Here is a 21,579-nt window from a genome sequence, read left to right on the forward strand (position 1 = left end):
AAAATCAAAAGCGCCCTCACCCTAACCCTCTCCCGGAGGAAGAGGGGACTGACCGAGGTGTCTTACGTCATACATCGACCTGAAAAATCGAGTCGATTATGGATTCACAGCGAACCGTTCAGGTCGGCGTATATCCCCAATATCCCCGGATCGGTCCCCTCTCCCCCCGGGAGAGGGCTAGGGTGAGGGCAAGCGGTCCAAAGCCGAAAGCCGCCCCTCGATAAACCGCCGCTCCGGCTCTTGCCGAGTCAATTCCAAGGCTCGCCGGTAAGCCGCCCGCGCCTCTTCAACCCGCCCCAACTGCCGGCAAAACTCCGCCCGCGCCGAATGCGCCAAGTGGTAATCCTGCAATTCCCCACGGTCCAGAATCCCTTCAACCAGGGTCAACCCCGCCAGCGCCCCGTCACGTTTGGCCACCGCCACCGCCCGGTTCAACTCGATCACCGGCGACGGTACCGCCCGCAGCAACACGTCATACAGCCCGACGATCTGCTCCCAGTCCGTCTCCCCTGCCGTCGGCGCTTCGGCATGCACCGCAGCAATCGCCGCTTGCAGGCAGTACGGCCCGAAGCGCCCCGTGGTCAGCGCTTTTTCCACCAGACCGCAGCCTTCGGCAATCAACTCGGCATTCCACAATCCGCGATCCTGATCATCCAGCAGAATCAGTTCACCATCAGGCGAAGAGCGCGCCGAGCGCCGCGATTCATGCAGCAGCATCAACGCCAGCAGCCCCATGACTTCCGGGTCCGGCAACAACTCCAGCAGCAACCGCCCGAGGCGGATCGCCTCACGGGTCAGGTCTTCGCGGGTCACCTGGGCGCCGCCGGATGCCGAATAGCCTTCGTTGAACACCAGATAAATCACCCGCAACACGCTGTCGAGGCGCTCGGGCAATTCGCTGAGGGCTGGAACTTGATAAGGGATTTTCGCATCGCGAATCTTCGCCTTGGCGCGCACGATGCGTTGGGCAATCGCCGCCGGCGCCGAGAGGAATGCCCGGGCGATTTCTTCGGTGGTGAGGTCGCAGACTTCACGCAGGGTCAGCGGCACTTGCGCGTCCGCCGCCAGCGCCGGGTGGCAGCAGGTGAAGATCAGGCGCAGGCGATCGTCTTCCACGTCTTCAGCGTCCCATTCGGACTGTTCCAGCTCTTCCAGTTGCGCCAGAAATAACGGCTGCGAGGCCTTGAACCGCGCGCGACGGCGTAACACGTCAATGGCCTTGAAGCGCCCGGTAGAGACCAGCCAGGTCCGCGGATTGTCCGGCACGCCGTCACGCTGCCAGCGTTCGACCGCGACGAAGAACGCCTCGTGCAAGGCTTCTTCGGCGAGGTCGAAATCGCCGAGCAGGCGGATCAGGGTCGCGAGGATCCGCCGCGAGTCTTCGCGATAGACCTGCTCGACCCGCGCCCTGACTTCAGACATTCAACTGGCGCACGGGACGCACTTCGACGCTGCCGACCCGGGCCGCCGGAATGTTGCCGGCGACCTGAATCGCTTCGTTGAGGTCCCGCGCGTCGATCAGGTAGAAACCGGCCAGCTGTTCCTTGGTCTCGGCGAACGGGCCGTCGGTGATCGACAGTTTGCCGTTGCGCATGCGCACCGTGGTGGCGGTCTGCACCGACTCCAGCGCTTCGGCGGCGACCATCCGGCCGCTGCCCTGGATCGACTCGGCGTAGGCCCAGCACTCGGCGTCTTCCGGGCTGTCGGGCGACGAATGCAGCAGGCGCTCATCGCTGTAGACCAGGCATAAATACTTCATGGCGTTCTCCTGAATCGGACGGATCAACTATGGCTGAAGATCAGGGTTTCGCATCGAACAGGGTCGAGCCGCTCATCGGGTCGAACGGTGCCGACCAGTGTTCGTGGGCGATCTTCCACGCCCCGCCGACCTGCCGGTAACAGGCGGTGACGCGCATCCAGCAACTCTGGGTTTCGCCCTTTTCATTGGTCCCGCCGCAATTGGCGACCCAGTGGGCGAAGGCGATGTTGTCGGCGGTCTCGATGGCGATTTCGTGGAACTCGAAGATGTGCGGGCCGGGGCACATTTCCATGCAGTCCACCCAGTGCGCGCGGTAGGCCGGTTTGCCCTTGAATTGCAGGGCCTTGATCGCATCGAAGGAAACGATGTCGTCGGCGTACAGGGCCATGACTTTTTCCACGTCCTTGGTCATCACCGCCTCGCGGTAGGTATCGATCAGGCTTTGAATCTGCGCTTGCGTACTCATGGTGTTTCTCCCTGGTTTTTGTTGTGAAGACACCCTTAGTCGTTCGGCGATTTGCCGGATCGACAGTTGAAACAAAAAAATTCCGGAGAAGACAAACTCGCTAGAATCCGAGGCTCATCTTTGTAGGAAAAAGGAAATTCCCGTGTCAGCCCGACTCGTGCCTTACGAAAGCCTGAACGCCACCCAACGCCAACAGGTCGAGGCCATTGAAATCCACGCCGAGCAGATCAAGTTCTCCGGCGACATCCACGGTGCGTTGCACACCCTGCTGTCGAAGCCCGGCCCCGGCGTGAAGGGTTTTGCGCTGCTGGCCGAAGATAAGCCAGTGGCGTTCCTGCTGCTCAAGCGCCCGCCGGTTCTGCCGGAATGGGCCGATGAACACAGCGCCACCCTGCATGCGTTGCAGGTCGATCACCGCGCTCAGGGCAAGGGTTATGGCAAGGCCTGCCTGCTGGCGTTGCCGGAAGTTGCGCGTCAGGCCTGGCCGGAGATCAAAGGGCTGGAACTGTCGGTGGACGCCGACAACGACGCCGCGATTGCGCTGTACGCCAAGTACGGCTTCGTCGACAGCGGCGAGGCCTACAAGGGCCGCATCGGTTACGAGCGGCGCATGGGGCTGTTTTTCTAATCGTCGGGGGAGCAACGATGATCGATTCAATCGAAGCGCTGGAAGCCATCTACGGCTTGCCCCACGAACGGGCGGTGCGCAAGCAGATCGGCTTTCTCAACGAGGACTATCAGGCGATGGTCCGGGTCTCGCCGCTGGTGATTGTCAGCTCGGTGGGTGCCGACGGCATCGACGGTTCCCCGCGCGGCGATACGCCGGGGTTTGTGCGGATCATCGACGAGCGCACTCTGGCTCTGCCGGATCGCCCGGGCAACAACCGCATCGATACCTTGCGCAACGTGCTGCACGATCCGCGGGTGTCGCTGCTGTTCATCATTCCGGGGATTGGCGAGACGTTGCGGGTCAACGGCACCGCGTCCATCAGCGCTGATCCGCAGTTACTGGATAGCTTCGCGGTGAACGGCAAACCGGCGCGCACGGTGTTGCTGGTGACGGTGGAGGCGGCGTTTTTTCATTGCTCCAAGGCATTCGTGCGTTCGGATGCGTGGAATCCGCAAACCCACTTACCGCGCTCGGCGCTGCCGACGGCGGGTGCGTTTCACAAGCGTCTGAATGATGGGCAGTTTGATGCCGAGGCCTATGATCGCGAGGCCCCGGCCAGAGTACGTGACACCCTCTACTGACCCCGCCCACCGATCGTTCCCACGTCGAGGCGTCGAACCGTCTGCGTGGGAATGCAGACTTTGACGCTCTGCGTCACGACGGTGCCAGGCGTTGCATCAGTGGTGCGGCAGGAACGCGGAGCGTCCCGGGCTGCATTCCCACGCAGAGCGTGGGAACGATCAGGTCAGGGGTTCTTCTTCAGAGGGGCAGGATCATCTCGTGCCACGCCATCCCGCCGTGGTCGGACTCGGACGGTTTGATGTAGGCAAAACCGAATCCGGCGTACAGCGGGATGTGCCGCTCCTTGCACATCAGGTGAATCGTCGCCTTGCCCTGCTCGCGCATGCGTTCGATGAATTCGCCCAGCAGACGCTTGGCCAGGCCCTGGCCCTGATAGTCCGGGTGCACCACCACCGACATGATCACCACGTTCGGCCCCGCCGGGTCGTGGCCGATCAACTCCTTGAACGCCTCGTCGGACATCTGCACGTCAAATGCCGCGCCGGAGTTGATGAAGCCGGCTACCTGCCCGTCCACTTCGGCGACGATGAAACCGTCCGGCCAGGTGGCGATGCGCGTGGCGATCTTTTCGCGGGTCGCGGCTTCGTCGCCTTCATAGGCGAGGGTTTCGATGGCGTAGCAGCGGTCCAGGTCGGCGGCGGTGACGTGGCGGATGACGGTGTTCATGGCGACTCGAAATCAGAGGAAACAAGGCCGCCAAGGATAAAGGAATAAGGTGTTCATATCGATCCGCACGGGCGGCGTAAAGCCTGCGTATAAGCGCTTTTCTTCGGATTCGGGACGGTCTATTTCTGGTGCCTGTCTCTGATCACCCGAGGGGGGAACCGTTTATGAGCAGCGTGGAAATCGGTTTGTTGATGGTGTTGGGCATCAGCTTCTTCGGGTTTATTACTCTGGGCATCGACCTGTTGCGGGCACGACGGATCAAGGGCAAATAAAGCCTGATCGGCAGCGCGAAGCGGGTTCGCGCTGCCGGTTATTCGTCAGGTTTTCTTTTCCACCGGGACGCAGATTTCCAGCTTGCCGGTATTGGTTTTTGGATTGAAATCGGCGCTGTAGCGTTCCAGCTCCGGGGCGTTGAGCCCTTTGTATTCGGAATTCGGCAGCCAGGTGTTGTAGATGTAGTCAATGGTCTGCGGCAGCTGATCCAGCGAACCCTTGTGTTCGAACACCGCGTACTGGCGTGGCAGGATTTCGATCCACGGATACTTTTCCTGTGGAAACTCATCGAGCTTGCTGATCTCGACCCCGGCCATGTAGTCAAAACCGCCATTACCGTCGAAATTGCTGCAGACACCGTAAGTCACTTCGCTCTTCTGCCCCGGAATATGCCCGATGTGCGGGATGAGTTTTTCCCACAGTGCATAGATGTCCCGAACGGTCTCTTTGGTGAAGCGATCGCGAAATCCTGCAATCAGCAGGAAGTGTCCATGTTCGAAGCGAGGTTCAGCCACTTCGACGCGTTTTTGCTCATCCATGACTCGACTCCTTGAACGAAAAAAGTGGGTTCGGCTGGGAGTATAGAAGCCAAACCCGATTCGCACATTTACAGCGTATGCAGGGCCTCGGCGGCGCCGGAACCGACGAACTCGTTATAACCGGATACGATCACGTAGACCGCGAAATAGCAGAAGATCGCTGCCGATGCCATGTAGGAATAGCGCAGCAGTTTGTCGCCCAGCAACTTGCCGCCATGGCTCGCGGCAAAACACAGTCCCGCCGACCACAGCAGCCCGGCGCACAGGAAACCACCGAGAAACAGCGCCGAGCTCAAAGGACCGCCGCCACCGGAACGGGCGATCAACGTGCCGCCCACGGCCGCGAACCAGAGGATGGCGCTCGGCGATGACATGGCGAGAAAGATCCCACGGAAGAATTCCTTGCGATGGGAGTTCTGGCCGACTTCGGCGGTCGCCGCCAATTGCGCCTCGTGGTGGATCGCCGAATAGATCATCTTCGCCGCGAAGTAGATCAACAGCGCTGAACCACCGATCCACAGCACCCAGCGCACGGTTTCGTATTGCAGCAGAACGGTCATTCCGGCCAGCGCCAGCACCGCGTAGATCAGGTCGCCGACGCAGGTGCCGAGACCCAGCGCGAAGCCCTGAAAATAGCCGCGCTGCATCGCCAGGGTGATCATCGCGATGTTGGCCACGCCGATATCCAGGCACAGCGAAAGGCTCAGCAAGAAGCCGCTGGTGAATTCCATTAACCGATTTCCTTGGGAAAAATTTGTTTACAAAGGCGCTGGACAGTCTGCCATCGCTGCCCTTATCGTCCGCCACAGGTCACCGCAGTGACCAGCGTCGCTCGGACGGTTCCGGGCGCTTACGTTATCCGAGGCAACAATGGCTGAACAAGGTTCGCCGCGCCGCTTTGCGCGCATAGATCGACTCCCCCCTTACGTTTTCAACATCACCGCCGAGCTGAAGATGGCTGCCCGACGTCGCGGCGAAGACATCATCGACTTGAGCATGGGCAACCCCGACGGCGCCACGCCGCCGCACATCGTTGAAAAACTGGTGCAGGTTGCACAACGCGAAGACACCCACGGTTACTCCACGTCCAAGGGCATTCCGCGCCTGCGCCGGGCGATTTCCAACTGGTACAAGGAACGCTACGAGGTCGAGATCGACCCGGAAAGCGAAGCCATCGTCACCATCGGTTCCAAGGAAGGCCTGGCGCACCTGATGCTGGCGACCCTGGATCAGGGCGACACCGTACTGGTGCCGAACCCGAGCTACCCGATTCACATCTACGGTGCCGTGATTGCCGGCGCCCAGGTGCGGTCGGTGCCGCTGGTGCCGGGCGTGGATTTCTTCGCCGAGCTGGAACGGGCGATTCGCGGCTCGATCCCGAAACCGAAGATGATGATCCTCGGCTTCCCGTCGAACCCGACCGCGCAGTGCGTGGAGCTGGATTTCTTCGAGCGGGTGATTGCTCTCGCCAAACAGTACGACGTGCTGGTGGTGCACGACCTGGCTTACGCCGACATCGTCTATGACGGCTGGAAAGCCCCGTCGATCATGCAGGTGCCGGGCGCCAAGGACATTGCGGTGGAGTTTTTCACCCTGTCCAAGAGCTACAACATGGCGGGCTGGCGCATCGGCTTCATGGTCGGCAACCCGGAACTGGTCAGCGCCCTGGCGCGGATCAAGAGCTACCACGACTACGGCACCTTCACCCCGCTGCAGGTGGCCGCGATTGCTGCGCTGGAAGGCGATCAGCAATGCGTGCGCGACATCGCCGAGCAATATCGCCAGCGCCGCAATGTGCTGGTCAAAGGCCTGCATGAGCTGGGCTGGATGGTCGAAAATCCGAAAGCCTCGATGTACGTCTGGGCGAAGATTCCCGACGCCTACGCGCACCTCGGTTCGCTGGAGTTCGCCAAGAAGCTGCTGGCCGAGGCCAAGGTCTGCGTCTCGCCGGGTGTCGGCTTTGGCGAGTACGGTGACGATCACGTGCGCTTTGCGCTGATCGAAAACCAGGATCGGATTCGTCAGGCGGTACGCGGGATTCGCGGGATGTTTCGGGCTGATGGCCTGGGCACTAAGTAACTGCCTCCTCCCCACCTGATCGTTCCCACGCTCCGCGTGGGAATGCAGCCCGGGACGCTCCGCGTCCCTGCCGAAAGCGGACGCAGAGCGTCCATTGAGGCATTCCCACGCGGAGCGTGGGAACGATCACTCGCGAATTGCACCCACAAAAAAACCGCATCGCTGCGGTTTTTTTGTGTCTTGCGTTCGACGTTAAACGAACAGCGACAGCAACAGAATAAAGCCCAGACCCACCACCGACAGGATGGTTTCCATCGCCGTCCAGGTCTTGAAGGTCTCGGCCACGGTCATGTTGAAGTACTGCTTCACCAGCCAGAAACCGGCGTCGTTGACGTGGGACAGGATCAGCGAGCCGGCACCGGTGGCCAGCACCAGCAGCTCACGGTTCACGCCCGGAATCATCCCTACCACCGGCACCACAATGCCCGCGCCAGTAATGGTCGCCACGGTGGCCGAACCGGTCGCGATGCGGATCACCGCCGCCACCAGCCACGCCAGCAGGATCGGCGAGATCTGCGCGCTGACCGCCATGTGGCCGATCACGTCGCCCACGCCGCTGGTCACCAGCATCTGCTTGAATCCGCCGCCGGCACCGATGATCAGGATGATCGCCGCGGTCGGCGCCAGGCTCGCATCCAGCCATTTGAGCATCTGCTGAGAACCGATGCCCTGCTTGTGACCGAAGGTGTACAGCGACAGCAGCAATGCCAGCAACAGTGCCGAAATCGGGTGACCGATCATGTCCATCCAGGTGCGGAAGAAATGACCGTCCGGCAGCGCCACGTCGGCGAAGGTTTTCAGCAGCATCAGGAACACCGGCAGCAGCACGGTGACCAGGGTGATGCTGAAGCTCGGCAGATTGGCCGAATCGTTTTCACGGGCCAGTTGATCGACCAGTTCCTGATTTGGCGTACCGGGAATGTGCTTGGCGATGAACGTACCGAAGATCGGACCGGCAATGATGGCGGTCGGCAGCGCGACGATCAGACCGTACAGAATGGTCTTGCCGATGTCGGCACCGAACACGCCGATGGCCAGCAGCGGGCCCGGGTGCGGCGGCACCAGACCGTGCACGGCGGACAGGCCGGCGAGCAGCGGGATGCCGATCTTGATGATCGACACACCGGTGCGGCGAGCCACAATGAACACCAGCGGAATCAGCAACACGAAGCCGATTTCGAAGAACAGCGGAATGCCCACCAGGAACGCCGCGAACATCATCGCCCACTGGACCTTGTCCTTGCCGAACGCGCGGATCAGGGTCTGGGCGATCTGATCGGCACCGCCTGACTCGGCCATCATCTTGCCGAGCATCGTACCCAGCGCGAGGATGATGCCGACGAAACCGAGCACGCCACCGAAGCCGTCCTGGAACGCCTTGATGATGGTGCCGATCGGCATGCCGGACGTCAGGCCGAGGAACGCGGCGGCGATGGTCAGGGCAATGAAGGGGTGAATCTTGAATTTGGTGATCAGGACGATGAGTCCGATCACCGTGACCACTGCATCGAGCAGCAGGTAGGCGTCATGGGACATGCCAAACATTGGGGGTGTCTCCTGGTTTGTTGTTGTTATTAAAGCGGGTTAATCAGAAGTCGAAAGGACAGCGCTATCTTCGCAATCACACTCATACCGCCTGTTTCAGGCCATGGGCCTGCCACCAGACGTGGGCTTGCGCCGCCAGTTCTTCAACGCTGTGGATCGAAGCATTCAGGGCCAGGGTCAACGGCTCGCCCTTGGGCGATTCGAGGGTGGCGAACTGGCTTTCGATCAAGGTGGCCGGCATGAAGTGGCCCGGACGGTGGGATACACGTTCGGCGGCGACTTCAGGCGTCAATTCGAGGAACACGAAACCCAGGCCCGGCAAGGCGCTGCGCAGCACTTCGCGATAACTGTGCTTGAGGGCCGAGCAGGTCAGCACCGGGCGTTCGCCCAGGGCATCGACGCGACGCAGTTCATCGCACAGGCTGTCGAGCCAGCCGGCACGGTCTTCGTCATTCAGGGGGATCCCCGCGCTCATCTTTTCGATGTTCGCGGCCGGATGGAAAGTATCGCCTTCAATGGCAGTGGCGCCGCTCAATTGGCACAGGGCCTCGCTGACGCACGTCTTGCCGCAACCGGCAACGCCCATGATGACCAGGGCGGTGATGGGATGATTCATGTAACACCTCAGCGCGCAGACAGCGCTACCTTTGCTAGCTATGACTCTAGTGCACAGGCAGAAGTTGCCGACGCCTTCTTGTCGTTTTTTTGGGTTGCAGCAGGTTTTGTCCGTACGCCAAAAAGCGAGGATCAGGCAGGACCTCGCTTACGCATTTGCAGCTGCATAAGGACAGCGCTACCTTAGTGCCTTGATTTTTGTTTGGCAAGCTGCCCGATGACCACCCCTAAAAACGATAAAAACACCCGCACCACCGGCCGTCCCACCCTTAATGAAGTCGCCCGCCTGGCCGGCGTCAGCCCGATTACCGCGTCCCGCGCCCTGCGTGGGGTCAGCACGGTCGCCACCGAATTGGTGGAAAAAGTCCAGAAAGCCGCGCTGGAACTCAACTACGTGGTCAACCCCGCCGCCCGCGCCCTGGCCTCGGCCCAGAGCCATTCGGTGGTGGTTCTGGTGCCTTCGCTGTCCAACCTGCTGTTCATCGACACCCTGGAAGCCATTCATCGGGTGCTCACGCCGAAGGGCTTCGAAGTGCTGATCGGCAACTTCCACTATTCCCGCGATGAAGAAGAAAACCTGCTGCGCAACTACATGGCTTATCAGCCGCGCGGCTTGCTGTTGACCGGCTTCGACCGCACCGAAAGTTCGCGGCGGATGATCGAGGCCAGCAATATTCCCTGCGTCTACATGATGGAGCTGGACAGCGCCGCCGGGGTGAACTGCGTCGGTTTCTCCCAGCTCAGCGCCGGCGAAACGGCTGCCGAACATTTGCTGTCCCGTGGCCGCAAGCGTCTGGCGTACATCGGCGCGCAACTCGATCAGCGCACCCTGCTGCGCGGTGAAGGCTTTCGCAAGGCGTTGCAGAAGGCCGGTCGCTACGACCCGGATCTGGAAGTGCTGACCCCGCGTTCATCGTCCGTGGGCCTGGGCGGCGAGTTGTTCCTGCAATTGCTGGCGGCGCATCCGGATGTCGATGCGATCTTCTTCGGCAACGACGACCTGGCTCAGGGCGCCCTGCTCGAAGCGCTGCGCAACGGGATCAGGATCCCCGAGCAAGTGGCGATCCTCGGCTTCAACGACCTGCCGATGTCGGAACACATGGTGCCGCGCCTGAGCAGCATCAACACGCCCCGCGAAGCGATCGGCAAGCGTGCAGCGGAACAGATGCTGACATTGATGGCGGGCAACAGCGTGGCGCGGCCGGTCGAAGACATGGGCTTCGAACTCAAAATCCGCGAGAGCACCTGACCTCTGAGCCTTCTGTTTGATCGTTCCCACGCTCCGCGTGGGAATGCAGCCCGGGACGCTCCGCGTCCCTTCCAGAGCCGGACGCAGAGCGTCCATTGAGGCATTCCCACGCGGAGCGTGGGAACGATCACCGTCCGAGTATTTCAACCAATGCCGCCGCACCCTTCTGTAGCGGCTGGCTCTTGAGCCATACCGCATGCACCGGCAGCACCAGACCGTTTTCGATGTTGCGGAAATTCAGGCGTTTGAGCCGTCCGCTATCAAGCCAGGGCTGCACCACCGACAGCGGAAAATTGCCCCAGCCCAACCCTGCCTCGACCATCTCCAGCGCCGTTTCCAGGTTGTCGGTGCGCCAGTGGGATTCGGCCACCAGTGGCCGGGTTTCGCTGATCGGCAAATCACGACTGCCGACGACGATCTGCCGCACATGCACCAAGTCCTCGAGAAACAGATCCTGCCCCTGCAACAAAGGGCTGTCCGCCGCCAGCGTGGCGATCATCCGTTCACTGCCGACGAACTGAAAACGCTCCAGCACATTCACGCTCAACCCGGCGAACGCCAGGCACACACTGATCCGACCACTGTGAAGCATCGCCAGCACGTCATCCTGCGGTGCGGTCAGCACTTCAATGTCGAGCAACGGATGACGCTCGCTGATGTCCTTGATCGCTGTCAGCAAACGTCGGCGGTCGATATCCGCCGCCACGCCGATCGACAACGTGCTCTCCAGCCCCAGCGACAACTGCACCGCGTGCACCTGCAATTGCTTGAGCTGATCGGCGATCAGCCGCGCATGGGGCACCAGCGACAGCGCCATTGCCGTCGGTTGCGGTTCGCGGTGGCTGCGGTCGAACAACGAGTAACCGAGTTCGGCCTCCAGATTGCCGATGGCCATGCTCACCGCCGACGGGACTTTGCCCAATGCCCTGGCCGCTGCGGAAAACGAGCCGCGCTCAATCACGGCGAGAAACAGTTCGATGCTTTCACTGTTGAAATTCACTTCACACACCTATCAATAAAACTGAAAGCTACTGACTTTTTCTGTCACCTGCATTGAAGCTATCTTTCGTCGCCTTCGCCAGCCCCACTGGCCACAAGTCGCAAGAAAGAGGCAATTCCCCATGCAAGGCGTCAAACGCAAACTGGTCTATGTGTCGCTCTATGAAGTGATCGGCATGACCTTCTCCGCCCTGGGCCTGGCCTTGTTGTCCGGCACCTCGCCCGGCAGCACCGGCCCGCTGGCGGTGATCATCACCAGCATCGCCGTGACCTGGAACTTCATCTACACCTCGCTGTTCGAGCGCTGGGAAAGCCGTCAGGTGTCGCGCACCCGCACGGTGAAACGGCGCATCGCCCACGCCGTCGGCTTCCAGCTGACGCTGATCGTGTTCCTGATTCCGCTGATCGCCTGGTGGATGAACATCAGTCTGGTGCAGGCCTTTTTGCTGGATCTGGCACTGATCGTGTTCATCCCTTGCTACACCTTCGCGTTCAACTGGCTGTTCGATAAGGTGTTCGGCCTTCCGGCATCGGCACTACGGGATCCGCAGCCCGCGACATAAATCGTTAATTGGTAAGCGGATATTGCAAGAAATCGGCGGTTTTCCCTCACCAACCGCCGATATAAACAATCCTTGATTTCCGATAGCAGGCTAAGCTTTTCCATCAATAAAAAATGGATCAGCCCATGACTGCACACGCCCCCGCCGCGCAACGCGACGGCATCGACCCGATACGCGCCGCCGAGATTTCCGCCCGCATCGACCGCCTCCCCGCAGTCGCCACCCTCTGGCGGCTGGTGGCGCTGCTGTCGATCGGTGGTTTTTTCGAACTCTACGACCTGTTCCAGACCGCCTACATCAGCCCCGGCCTGATCCGCGATGGCATCTTCGCCACCGGCAATCAGGGCGTGTTCGGTTTCTCCGATCAGGCTGCGTTCGCCTCAGCGACGTTCCTCGGTTTGTTTCTCGGCGCCAGTCTGCTGAGCCCGATGGCCGATCGGTTCGGTCGGCGGGCGATCTTCACCTTCGCGCTGGTCTGGTACACCGTGGCCACGGTACTGATGGGCGTGCAGAGTTCGGCGTTGGGGATCATCTGCATGCGTTTTCTGGTGGGCATCGGCCTCGGCATCGAACTGGTGACCATCGACGCCTACCTCTCGGAACTGGTGCCCAAGCGCATGCGCAGTTCGGCGTTTGCCTTCGCGTTTTTCGTGCAGTTCCTGTCGGTGCCAGCGGTGGCGCTGATGTCCTGGTGGCTGGTGCCACAGGCGCCGTTCGGGGTTTCCGGCTGGCGTTGGGTGGTGTTGGCCAGTGCGGTGTTTGCGCTGTTCATCTGGTGGCTGCGCAAGCGTCTGCCGGAGTCACCGCGCTGGCTGGCCCAGCATGGCCGTTTCGATGAGGCGAACCGGATTCTCGACGGCATCGAGGCGCGCTGCGAAAAGGATCACCGCCAGCCACTGGATGCGCCGGAAGCGGTAGCCGTCGACGTCGAAGGCAAGGGCCGTTTCGCCGATATCTGGCAGCCACCGTACCGGCGCCGGGCACTGATGCTGATCGTCTTTCACATCTTCCAGGCGATCGGTTTCTTCGGCTTCGGCAACTGGCTGCCAGCATTGCTCTCCGGCCAGGGCGTCAGCGTCACGCACAGCCTGATGTACGCGTTCATCATCACCCTCGCCTACCCGCTCGGGCCGCTGCTGTTCGTCAAATTCGCCAACCGCTTCGAGAACAAATGGCAGATCGTCGGTTCAGCCCTCGGTGCCATGACTTTCGGTACCTTGTTCGCGTTGCAGACCAGCGCCTTCGGCCTGATCTTCTGCGGGGTGATGATCACCTTCTGCAACGCCTGGCTGAGCTTCAGTTACCACTCCTATCAGAGCGAACTGTTCCCCACCAACATCCGCGCCCGGGCGGTGGGGTTCTGCTATTCGTTCAGTCGCTTGTCGACGGTGTTCAGCAGCCTGCTGATCGGTCTGTTCCTCGATCACTTCGGGACACCGGGCGTGTTGGCGTTCATCGTCGCCAGCATGCTGATCGTGATGCTGACCATCGGCTACTTCGGCCCTCGCACCCGTAACCTGGCGCTGGAAAACATCGCTCATCGCTGACGGACAACGGTCATCCCCTGCCGCCCTCCGGCAAGGGATGACCGCTTTGCCGGTTCACCAAAAACCACAAGCCATTGAAATAAAAGAAATTATTAGATAGGCATGGTAATTGCTCCCTAGGGCTGACAGTCATTACCTACAGGTCCTTTCATCATGTTGGTCAGTGCAAAACAACAGCAAATCATCCACCTGCCCAAGCCGCTGAATGACGATGCAACCGCCACGGCCGCGGCCGGCCTGCAAGGCGGTCTGCATGGCGCGATGCTGCAGACCCTTCAAAACCAGGCCCAGGCGCAAACCGCCGAAGCCAACGCCAAAGTGCAGGAATCAGCCACCCAACTGGCGACCCAGCAAGTCAGCGAAGCCACGCGTATCAGCGACAACGTCGACGAAGCGTTCGCCAAGACCCGTGTCGCCCTGCAAACCTCCGATACTTCGCCGAGCAAATCCACGGGCTCATCGGCTATGGATGAGTTCAAGGACTACATGAGCAAAACGCCGGAACAGCGTCTGCGCGACAGTATCCTCCAGGAAATGGGCCTGACCGAGGACGACATCAAAGCCATGCCGCCGGAGAAACAACTGGCCATCGGCAAAGAAATCGCCGAGCGACTGCAGGACAAGATGAAGCTGGCCGAAGCCGAGAAGCAGAACAAGCAAGACGCCAACTCGGCGAAGATCAGCGACGAGTCGGCGGACAAGTTCCTCGCTTCGCTCTAAGAAGATCCCTTCCCTCAGCAGAGTCTCACTCGAGACTCTGACCTCACCGTCCGGTTACCGCTAGTCGATTTCTTACTCCCGAGAGTCGATACCTGTAAGTTCTGACAGTTGTCCTCCCCATCAAAGCTGAAACAACATCAACCGTGAAGGAGCAATGCCGCTCCGCCAGCAGCTCAGCCAAGAAAAGGAATTAAAAATGAACGTGGAAAACAACGCAGGTGGGCTATTTGGTTTAAAAGTGAGCGAAAACGGTGGCCCGGAAGAAACCATCACCACTACTGAGCTCTTTTTCATCGTCACCTCAAAAAAGCTACGTGTCGGCGGTTTCCAAGTAGGTCCCAACGGGTTACGAGGTGCCCAAGTGGACATCAATGGTGAGATCAAAACTGGCACATATCCCTTCACAAAGGACCTTAGCGTCACTGGTTTTTATAATCAAAGCGGATTGGTCAGCTCTTGGCCTGCAGTTACAGAGGGCGGGGAAATAACAATTCTGGAAGTAGACGTTACGAAAAGGTTTGCAAGAGGAACCTTCAAGTTCAGGGCAGAAGAGCGTGACAACGCGTCCAATTATGCAAATGCCATTGGTAGCTTTTCCTTGACCGAAAAAGAGTGATCGAGAAAATTTTGCCCCTCTATACAGAGGGGCAATTCCCAAGTCGCTACTCTAATCTCAACGTCTCATTGAACTGACTGATCGCATCCACCACATGCCGCGAGCCCTGCTGAATCTCCCGAATCGCATCCCCCGCCTCGTTCGCCAGTTCCACCCCGAGCCCGGTGCGGCTCAGGCTCGACTGCATGCTCGACACTGCGCTCAGTGACAGCTCATGGTTCTTGCGCACCACGTCGACGATCTCCACGGTCGCCTGGCTGGTTCGCGCCGCGAGGCTGCGCACTTCATCCGCCACCACCGCAAAACCACGCCCGTGTTCACCCGCGCGCGCCGCTTCGATGGCCGCGTTGAGCGCCAGCAGGTTGGTCTGGTCGGCAATGCCGCGAATGGTCTGGACGATGGTGCCGATGATGTCCGACTGCTTGCTGACCGCATCGATGCTCAGCGCCGCTTCGTTGAGGTCGCGGGAAATGTCCTGAATGATCTGCACCGTTTGCTGCACGACCTGTGAGCCTTTTTGCGCGCAGGCGTCGTTTTGTACCGAGGTGCTGTGGGCCGATTCCGCGGCGGTCTGCAAGGTAGTCATCTGGTGGGTGATATCGCTGGCGAACTTCACCACTTTGTACAAACGGCCCTTGGCGTCGAACAGCGGGTTGTATGAGGCTTCGAGGTAAACGGTCTGCCCGGACTTGTTCTTGCGCTCGAAGCGGTGCGAGTGATATTCGCCGCGATTGAGCGATGCCCAGAACGCCTTGTACTGCGCGGACTCGGCTTCGACCCGATGACAGAACAGACTGTGGTGATGGCCGACGATTTCGTTGAGCGAGTACTGCATGGTCTTGAGGAAGTTGTCGTTGGCCGTGATCACATTGCCTTCCGGGGTGAACTCGATCACCGCCATAGAGCGACCGATCGCCGCCAGCATGCTCTCTTCTTCTTTTTCCTTGTTCACGCGCGCGGTGATGTCCGCCGCCACTTTGATCACACTGCGGACTTGTTTGTCCGGGCCATACACCGGCATGTAACTGGCTTCGAGCCAGATCTCCCGCCCACTCTTGTTCAAGCGCAGGAAAGTGCCGCTGATGGGTTCGCCACGGGCCAGGTCACGCCACAACTTGGCGTATTCCTCGCTGCGATAAAATTCTTCTTCACAAAAAATCCGGTGATGTTTGCCACGCACTTCATCGGCGCTGTAGCCCATGGTCTTGCAGAAGTTCTCATTGGCATCCAGAACGATGCCCTCGGGGGTGAATTCGATCATTGCCATCGAACGGCTGATCGCCGCCAGCTTGGCGTTGGCTTCGGTCAGGGCACAGCTGAAACGTTCGATTTCCTGCAGATCAGCCTTGTGATGTAGGTTGAACATGTCTCTATCACCTTCCGCGCGTTCTTTTGATTTGATGAAAGTTCAGGTCTTTCAGAATCCACCACTACGTTCCACAGAACAGGCACACGCCTTCCTCCACGGGAGGAAGTTGTCAGGTGATAAGCGATGATTAATCAAAGAGTCCATGCAGCGACGCTCTAATCAAGACATCCTTTTCTTGATAGCCCGCGGGCGGGCCATTCCTAACATGCAGAAGAACTTCCATTTAAAAAACAGCTCCTTGTCGGTCAAGTGTCGGTGCCTTGGATTGCGCACTCTGGCAGCTTTGTTCACGGCTAACCGATTGTCGTCGGAGCGCTTTGAATGGCGGTCGACATAGTTAGTTATGAATGAGCATAGACAGCGCAAGGCCTTGCGCAAGGCCACTAGTCGGCCAGTAATGCGGGAGTTCGGACAGGAAGCGGACGAGAAACGGTTCAGCGCAAAAACGTTTTTGCCGGTCGGACGCCATCGCGGGCAAGCCGCGCTCCCACAGGTACCACGCTGGCTTTAACATTGCGCACAACCCTGCGGGAGCGGGCCTGCCCGCGATGGTGTCGGTGCAGCACTACAAAAACATCGGAAAGAACTACAAACTGCTGCTCACCTTGTTTGCCACATCACCCGGCACCCAAGGCTTCCACACTTGCGGCTGATCGCGCAGGAACGACTCGGCCACCTGCCGTGGCTGCTGGCGTTTCTCGCTCATCCCGGCCAGAGTCTGGTTCAGCAGATCGATCGGCAAGTCGACCTTTTCAAAGAACGTCACCAGTTCCGGATACTGCGCCTTGAACGGCGCCGACACGCCAATCGCCAGGCTCGCCGGCATCGAGCGGGTGCCTCTCGGATTGGGGTTGTTGGCATCGGCCAGGGTTTTCCAGGCTTCGGCGTCGAACGGTGGCTCTTCCAGCTTCACCAGTTTGAAGCGACCGAGCAGCGGCGTCGGCGACCAGTAGTAGAACAGCACCGGTTTGCCCCGCTTGATCGACGACGCCACCTCGGCATCCAGCGCCGCGCCGGAGCCGGTGCGGAAGTTGACGTAACTGTCGTTCAACGCATACGCCTTGAGTTTCTGGCTGTTGACGATTTCAGAGGTCCAGCCGGTCGGGCTGTTGAGGAAGCGCCCGCGGCTCGGGTCTTCCGGGTCCTTGAACACATCCTTGTAGCGCGGCAGATCGGCCACGGATTTCAGTTCCGGCGCCAGCGGTTTGATCCCGCGCTCCGGGTCACCCTTGATCACGTATTCCGGCACCCACCAGCCTTCGGTGGCGCCTTTCACCGTGTCACCAAGGCCGAACACCTTGCCTTCGGCGGCAGCCTTGACCCACGCCGGACTGCGCCCGGCCCACTCTTCGCCGATCACCTGAATATCGTTTTTCGCCAGCGCCGCTTCCAGGCTGACGGTGCTGCCCGGCAGCGTGTCGGTCGGGTAGCCGTAGCCTTTCTCGACGATCAGGCGCAGCACTTCGGTGATGAAACTGCCGCTTTCCCAAGTGATGTCGCCGAAGTGGATCGGCGCTTTTGTTTCCGCGGCGACAACGTGCCCGGCAGTCAGGGTCAGGGCCAGCAGCGAACTGCCGAGCAGGGTTTTGAGCGATCTCATGCGGACCTCTTGTTCTGGGAGGAAATCAGGGTTTGGTTGGCGCTGTGGCGGTTGCACAGTGCCTGGGAACGGGTCATGTACAGGCTCACCGAACGCTGGGAGATGCCCAGTTCGGCAGCGATTTGCGGGTAGGTCAGGCCGTCAATGCGCGCCAGCAGAAAGGTCGAGCGGACTTTGCCCGGCAGGCGCTGGAGCGTGCGGTCCAAATGCTTGAGGCTTTGCGACAGGTCGGCGAGTTCTTCGGGAGACGGCGGGTGATCGAGGTCGCCCTGTTGCAGTTGGTGCAGATGTCGACGCTCCAGATCGCCCCGCCGCCAGCGCTCGTACAGCAGGCGTTGGGCGATGGTGGTGAGCAAGGCGCGGGGTTCACGGATGGCGGTCAGGCCCGGGGCTTCGAGCAGTTGCGCGAAGGTTTCGGCGGCGATGTCTTCGGCGGTGGCCGCATCATTCGATTGCCGACGCAGACGTGTGCACAACCACTGGTAATGGTCGCCAAACAACGTGTGCACATGATTGCGATGGGATGAGTCGGCGCCGGACATGGGGGCTCCTTGGTCAAGGGTCGCTGAATGTCCGGTCGTCCGGTGGCGCGATCCTAGCAAGGCGCCTTATGCGTTAAAAATACTTAAAAAGAATTTTTATATTCCATTAGTGAATTACAAGAGACTGCTAGCGCAAGCGGCCATAACCCAGTTCTTCGGCCTCGCGCTGATAATCCAGCAGGACGAGGTAATCACTTTCACTGGCGGGCAGGACTTCGGGCAAACCGAGGATGCGGGCCACATCGGGCAGGTCTTGAAGGCTGCGATTCATCGCCCGGCGCAGGTGTTCAATCTGTTCGTCCGTCGTGCTGGCAGCGGTGATGAAGGGCAAGGTCGGGCTGAACGCACTGCGTGCCACCACCCGCAAGCCGCTGACCTCTGCGGCGGCGTACTGCGCCAGGTACGCGAAGGTCACGCTGTCGATGGCTGCCAGATCGGCGCGGTCTTCGCGCAACCAGCGCAGGCTTTCGCGATGCCCGCCACTGATGCCCACAGAGGCGTAAAACTGACCGTCCCGATGCAGCGGCGCCAAACGCTGACGCAACAGGTTCATGCCGCTGTTGGAGTCCTCGCTGTTGATCACCCCGCGACTGTCGAAGAACTCCGCCAGATTGCGGCGCGGATCCTCGGCGCGGGCGAGGATCAGGCTGCAATGGTTGCCGGCAGTGGCGTCAGGCAATTCGTAACGCGGACGACCGACAATCCTGACCTGCCCACGCAGCGCGGTCATCAGCGGATAGCCGCAGGTCTGGGTCAGCAACAAATCAGGCGAGCGCCAAAGTTCAAGCAACGACAAGCCGTCGACATCGAGCCGCGAACGGCCCAGGTGTTCGAGAATCCGCGCCAGCCACTGCTCGTTCGCCGCGCGAATCGGCTCGGGTGCGATGTACATCAACAGCTCTGCGTAACCTGACGTCATGCTGGCCTCAAATAAACGGATGCTGCGGGCTGTCGATCGGTTTGATGCCGTGCCGGCGCCACAGTTGCCCATAACCTTGCACCAGAAACCCGCCGCTGCGCGCCACCCACTGTTCCCGGCGCATGCGGTAGGCCTCGGGCAAGTCGTACCACGCCAGCTTCGGCAAGTCGTGATGCACCAGATGGAAATTCAGGTTGAGGAACAGCCAGCGCCACGGCCATCCGGCTTCGTTGAGCACCGTGCGCTGTTCCGGCCTCTCGTGCGGTCGGTGTTCATAGTAGGAGCGGACCATCGCGATCGACAGCGCCGGCACACTGATCAAAAACAGGTAATGCCACACCGGCAACACGCTGTAGCGCGCGATGAAGAACAGCATCAGCACGGTCAAGGCGCCGTGGGTCAACCACATCAGCCAAGCCTGGCGCTCGCCGCTTTTCAGACGTTGCAGTTCTTCACCGGCCAGCGCCAGCAACGCCAGCGGCGCACCAAGAATGAAGCGGCCCAATACGGTCTTGTTCAGCCAGTGCAGACTGCGTTCGAACAACGAACGGCCCTGCCAGCGCTCGGCGCTCAGGTAACGGCTTTCGGGATCGACGCCGGGAATCGTCAGGTCTTCGTCGCGATGGTGCTGCAAATGGCTGTCGCGATAGAGCGTGTAGGGATACCACACCGCAAATGGCGCATAGCCGAGGATTTTGTTGACGAAGGTCCAGCGCGTCGGATGACCGTGGAGCAATTCGTGCTGCACCGACAGCCACAGCACCAGTAACGGAATCAGCAGCAGCGTGCTCCACCCGAGGCCGAGCCATTCACTGCCCAGCACAATCGCGAACCAGCCGCCGTACACGCCGATCAGCAGCAGCCAGGTCGGCCACTCGGTGCGGGCGGTGAAGCGCTGGCGCAGGGTTTCGATCTGTTGGCGATGGGCATCGTCGAAATAGTGGGGCATGGCGTGGCTCGGAACGAGGGTCTGATCGTTCTGTGCAACACCAACGGGAAATCTTGCAGATTATTTTTGCGGTTTTTTTTAAGGACGCTGATTTCAAGGACAAGACAGGAGCCCGAATCCGGGCTCCCGAGAGGCGTGATCAATGGCCAAAAATGTCGACTTTTTTCGCCCTCTTTTCGTGGCGTTTTTCGATGGCGGTCTTGGCCGGTTTCTTCTTCGCGGCTTTTTTCGAATCCATACCTTTGGACATGATGCGTACTCCACTCAGAGGGGATGTGAGATCAGGTATACACCTATCCCGGCGGGCACGTTGTTTTATAATCCGCGGCTTTTGCACCGGCAGTCCGATTCATGACCGACATCCGTTACAGCCAGCTCGACGACCTGTCCTGGCCTCTGATGAACAAGTTCTACCGCCAGCATCAATCGTCGATGAAAGCGGTGCGGGAGGCGCAATTGTGGGTGGCGCGGCGGGAGGAAATCGTGGCGGCGCTGTGCCTGCGGCCGGTGTTCGGCGGACATTGGTTGACCGGGTTATTCGTCGATCCGGCCTGCCGTGAGCAAGGCATTGCCGCACAGCTGATTGCCGAAGCGGTGAAGGACGTCGAGGGGCCGGTGTGGTTGTTCTGCCACCCGGACTTGCGCGAATTCTACGAGCGGCGCGGCTTCACTTTCGATCCTGACCTGCCCCAGGCCATGGCCGAGCGCTTGAGCCGGTATGCGCGGAGCAAGCCGATGATTGCCATGGAACTGGCACCGCGCGCGGGCTAGTCAGTCGTCAGCGTTGGGATCGAGATCCGGAAACATCACTTCGGTAAAACCGAACTTGCTGAAATCGGTAATGCGCGACGGGTACAGGCGCCCGATCAGGTGATCGCATTCATGCTGTACCACCCGCGCATGGAACCCTGAGGCCTCCCGCGAGATCGGCTCACCCTTGGGGTCGACGCCTTCGTAACGGATCCGCTGGTATCGATCCACCGCGCCCCGCAGGCCCGGCACCGACAGGCAGCCTTCGAAGCCCTCTTCCATCAGCGGACTGAGCGGCGTGATCAGCGGGTTGATCAGGATCGTCTGCGGCACTGCTTCGGCGTCCGGATAACGCTTGCTGTGCTCGAAACCGAAGATCACCAGTTGCAGATCGACACCGATCTGCGGCGCGGCGAGACCGACGCCGCCGACGCTTTCCATGGTCTGGAACATGTCGTCGATCAATTGCCACAGCTCGGGACTGTCGAGCATTTCAGCGGGCACCGGCGGCGCGATGCGCAGCAGGCGTTCGTCGCCCATCTTCAGGATTTCACGGATCATG

General features: G+C 60.3%; 24 protein-coding genes and 1 pseudogene. 9 read left to right on the forward strand and 16 right to left on the reverse strand.

All coding sequences use genetic code 11. The annotated features are described in order from the left end of the window. Positions 1–177 precede the first annotated feature (177 nt). The 3 genes from AC07Y2_RS11975 to AC07Y2_RS11985 are packed head-to-tail and all read right to left on the reverse strand — an operon-like array spanning position 178 to position 2,225. Positions 178–1,422 carry an RNA polymerase sigma factor gene (locus tag AC07Y2_RS11975; RefSeq protein WP_103386038.1) on the reverse strand — a complete coding sequence of 415 codons (1,245 nt, stop codon included), beginning with the start codon at positions 1,420–1,422 and terminating at the stop codon, positions 178–180. Next, entirely contained in the window at positions 1,415–1,759 is a 345-nt protein-coding gene (locus AC07Y2_RS11980) for a YciI family protein (RefSeq protein WP_007951101.1), read from the reverse strand. Before AC07Y2_RS11980 ends, AC07Y2_RS11975 begins: the two co-directional genes overlap by 8 nt. Before the next feature lie 40 nt (positions 1,760–1,799). Beyond that, positions 1,800–2,225: a YybH family protein gene (locus tag AC07Y2_RS11985; RefSeq protein WP_103386037.1), complete on the reverse strand. Its 426-nt coding sequence runs from the start codon at positions 2,223–2,225 to the stop codon at positions 1,800–1,802. Between the two features lie 142 nt (positions 2,226–2,367). Here AC07Y2_RS11985 and AC07Y2_RS11990 point away from each other — a divergent pair, with 142 nt between their 5' ends. Both AC07Y2_RS11990 and AC07Y2_RS11995 read left to right on the forward strand, forming a co-directional pair. Further along, entirely contained in the window at positions 2,368–2,853 is a 486-nt protein-coding gene (locus AC07Y2_RS11990) for a GNAT family N-acetyltransferase (RefSeq protein ID WP_103386036.1), read from the forward strand. A 17-nt stretch (positions 2,854–2,870) separates the two neighbouring features. Further along, positions 2,871–3,476, forward strand: a complete 606-nt coding sequence (locus AC07Y2_RS11995; RefSeq protein ID WP_074688270.1) for a pyridoxamine 5'-phosphate oxidase family protein — start codon at positions 2,871–2,873, stop codon at positions 3,474–3,476. A gap of 178 nt (positions 3,477–3,654) precedes the next feature. Here AC07Y2_RS11995 and AC07Y2_RS12000 read toward each other — a convergent pair whose 3' ends face one another. The 3 genes from AC07Y2_RS12000 to AC07Y2_RS12010 all read right to left on the reverse strand — a co-directional run bounded on the left by AC07Y2_RS12000 (position 3,655) and on the right by AC07Y2_RS12010 (position 5,686). Then, positions 3,655–4,143 carry a GNAT family N-acetyltransferase gene (locus AC07Y2_RS12000; RefSeq protein ID WP_103386035.1) on the reverse strand — a complete coding sequence of 163 codons (489 nt, stop codon included), beginning with the start codon at positions 4,141–4,143 and terminating at the stop codon, positions 3,655–3,657. A 317-nt stretch (positions 4,144–4,460) separates the two neighbouring features. Beyond that, entirely contained in the window at positions 4,461–4,955 is a 495-nt protein-coding gene (locus AC07Y2_RS12005; RefSeq protein ID WP_103386034.1) for a GyrI-like domain-containing protein, read from the reverse strand. 68 nt (positions 4,956–5,023) lie between these two features. Further along, positions 5,024–5,686, reverse strand: coding sequence for a LysE family translocator (locus AC07Y2_RS12010; protein ID WP_039766147.1), 663 nt, complete (start codon positions 5,684–5,686; stop codon positions 5,024–5,026). Between the two features lie 139 nt (positions 5,687–5,825). On the opposite strand from AC07Y2_RS12010, the gene alaC reads away from it, so the two are divergent. Then, complete coding sequence (gene alaC / locus AC07Y2_RS12015) at positions 5,826–7,034, forward strand: alanine transaminase (RefSeq protein ID WP_074688274.1); 1,209 nt, start codon at positions 5,826–5,828, stop codon at positions 7,032–7,034. A 192-nt stretch (positions 7,035–7,226) separates the two neighbouring features. Here alaC and AC07Y2_RS12020 read toward each other — a convergent pair whose 3' ends face one another. Together AC07Y2_RS12020 and AC07Y2_RS12025 are read right to left on the reverse strand one after the other, a co-directional pair. Beyond that, complete coding sequence (locus tag AC07Y2_RS12020; RefSeq protein WP_011335581.1) at positions 7,227–8,579, reverse strand: GntP family permease; 1,353 nt, start codon at positions 8,577–8,579, stop codon at positions 7,227–7,229. A gap of 82 nt (positions 8,580–8,661) precedes the next feature. Then, positions 8,662–9,195: a gluconokinase gene (locus AC07Y2_RS12025; RefSeq protein WP_011335582.1), complete on the reverse strand. Its 534-nt coding sequence runs from the start codon at positions 9,193–9,195 to the stop codon at positions 8,662–8,664. Between the two features lie 216 nt (positions 9,196–9,411). Here AC07Y2_RS12025 and gntR point away from each other — a divergent pair, with 216 nt between their 5' ends. Next, positions 9,412–10,443 (forward strand): HTH-type transcriptional regulator GntR, encoded by a 1,032-nt coding sequence (gene gntR / locus AC07Y2_RS12030; protein ID WP_039766142.1) that lies wholly within the window; start codon positions 9,412–9,414, stop codon positions 10,441–10,443. A 127-nt stretch (positions 10,444–10,570) separates the two neighbouring features. Here gntR and AC07Y2_RS12035 read toward each other — a convergent pair whose 3' ends face one another. Then, positions 10,571–11,443, reverse strand: a complete 873-nt coding sequence (locus AC07Y2_RS12035) for a LysR family transcriptional regulator (RefSeq protein WP_103386033.1) — start codon at positions 11,441–11,443, stop codon at positions 10,571–10,573. Between the two features lie 121 nt (positions 11,444–11,564). Here AC07Y2_RS12035 and AC07Y2_RS12040 point away from each other — a divergent pair, with 121 nt between their 5' ends. The 4 genes from AC07Y2_RS12040 (at position 11,565) to AC07Y2_RS12055 (ending at position 14,888) form a co-directional block, all read left to right on the forward strand. Continuing rightward, entirely contained in the window at positions 11,565–12,005 is a 441-nt protein-coding gene (locus AC07Y2_RS12040) for a PACE efflux transporter (protein WP_103386032.1), read from the forward strand. Positions 12,006–12,130: 125 nt separating this feature from the next. Beyond that, positions 12,131–13,552, forward strand: a complete 1,422-nt coding sequence (locus AC07Y2_RS12045; protein ID WP_039766134.1) for an MFS transporter — start codon at positions 12,131–12,133, stop codon at positions 13,550–13,552. Positions 13,553–13,705: 153 nt separating this feature from the next. Next, positions 13,706–14,272: a hypothetical protein gene (locus AC07Y2_RS12050; RefSeq protein WP_039766131.1), complete on the forward strand. Its 567-nt coding sequence runs from the start codon at positions 13,706–13,708 to the stop codon at positions 14,270–14,272. A gap of 154 nt (positions 14,273–14,426) precedes the next feature. Continuing rightward, positions 14,427–14,888 carry a hypothetical protein gene (locus AC07Y2_RS12055; RefSeq protein ID WP_103386031.1) on the forward strand — a complete coding sequence of 154 codons (462 nt, stop codon included), beginning with the start codon at positions 14,427–14,429 and terminating at the stop codon, positions 14,886–14,888. Positions 14,889–14,934: 46 nt separating this feature from the next. Here AC07Y2_RS12055 and AC07Y2_RS12060 read toward each other — a convergent pair whose 3' ends face one another. The 6 genes and pseudogenes from AC07Y2_RS12060 to AC07Y2_RS12085 all read right to left on the reverse strand — a co-directional run bounded on the left by AC07Y2_RS12060 (position 14,935) and on the right by AC07Y2_RS12085 (position 20,267). After that, complete coding sequence (locus AC07Y2_RS12060) at positions 14,935–15,474, reverse strand: methyl-accepting chemotaxis protein (protein WP_371914057.1); 540 nt, start codon at positions 15,472–15,474, stop codon at positions 14,935–14,937. 9 nt (positions 15,475–15,483) lie between these two features. Next, a pseudogene (locus AC07Y2_RS12065) lies at positions 15,484–16,254 on the reverse strand (PAS domain-containing protein); the annotation flags it as partial. A gap of 589 nt (positions 16,255–16,843) precedes the next feature. Continuing rightward, a complete protein-coding gene (locus AC07Y2_RS12070) occupies positions 16,844–17,857 on the reverse strand; it encodes an ABC transporter substrate-binding protein (RefSeq protein ID WP_103386030.1) in 1,014 nt (337 codons plus the stop codon). Then, complete coding sequence (locus AC07Y2_RS12075; RefSeq protein ID WP_074688288.1) at positions 17,854–18,399, reverse strand: sigma-70 family RNA polymerase sigma factor; 546 nt, start codon at positions 18,397–18,399, stop codon at positions 17,854–17,856. Before AC07Y2_RS12075 ends, AC07Y2_RS12070 begins: the two co-directional genes overlap by 4 nt. A gap of 127 nt (positions 18,400–18,526) precedes the next feature. After that, positions 18,527–19,318: a phosphate/phosphite/phosphonate ABC transporter substrate-binding protein gene (locus tag AC07Y2_RS12080; protein WP_103386029.1), complete on the reverse strand. Its 792-nt coding sequence runs from the start codon at positions 19,316–19,318 to the stop codon at positions 18,527–18,529. A gap of 7 nt (positions 19,319–19,325) precedes the next feature. Continuing rightward, positions 19,326–20,267: a fatty acid desaturase gene (locus AC07Y2_RS12085; protein WP_103386028.1), complete on the reverse strand. Its 942-nt coding sequence runs from the start codon at positions 20,265–20,267 to the stop codon at positions 19,326–19,328. 351 nt (positions 20,268–20,618) lie between these two features. Here AC07Y2_RS12085 and AC07Y2_RS12090 point away from each other — a divergent pair, with 351 nt between their 5' ends. Then, positions 20,619–21,038, forward strand: a complete 420-nt coding sequence (locus AC07Y2_RS12090) for a GNAT family N-acetyltransferase (RefSeq protein ID WP_074688294.1) — start codon at positions 20,619–20,621, stop codon at positions 21,036–21,038. Here AC07Y2_RS12090 and def read toward each other — a convergent pair whose 3' ends face one another. Beyond that, the gene (gene def, locus AC07Y2_RS12095; RefSeq protein WP_103386027.1) at positions 21,039–21,578 is read right to left on the reverse strand and encodes a peptide deformylase; all 540 of its coding nucleotides are present in this window, start codon (positions 21,576–21,578) and stop codon (positions 21,039–21,041) included. Between the last annotated feature and the right edge of the window lies 1 nt (position 21,579).

This window comes from Pseudomonas sp. GW456-12-1-14-TSB6 (genome assembly GCF_059424205.1).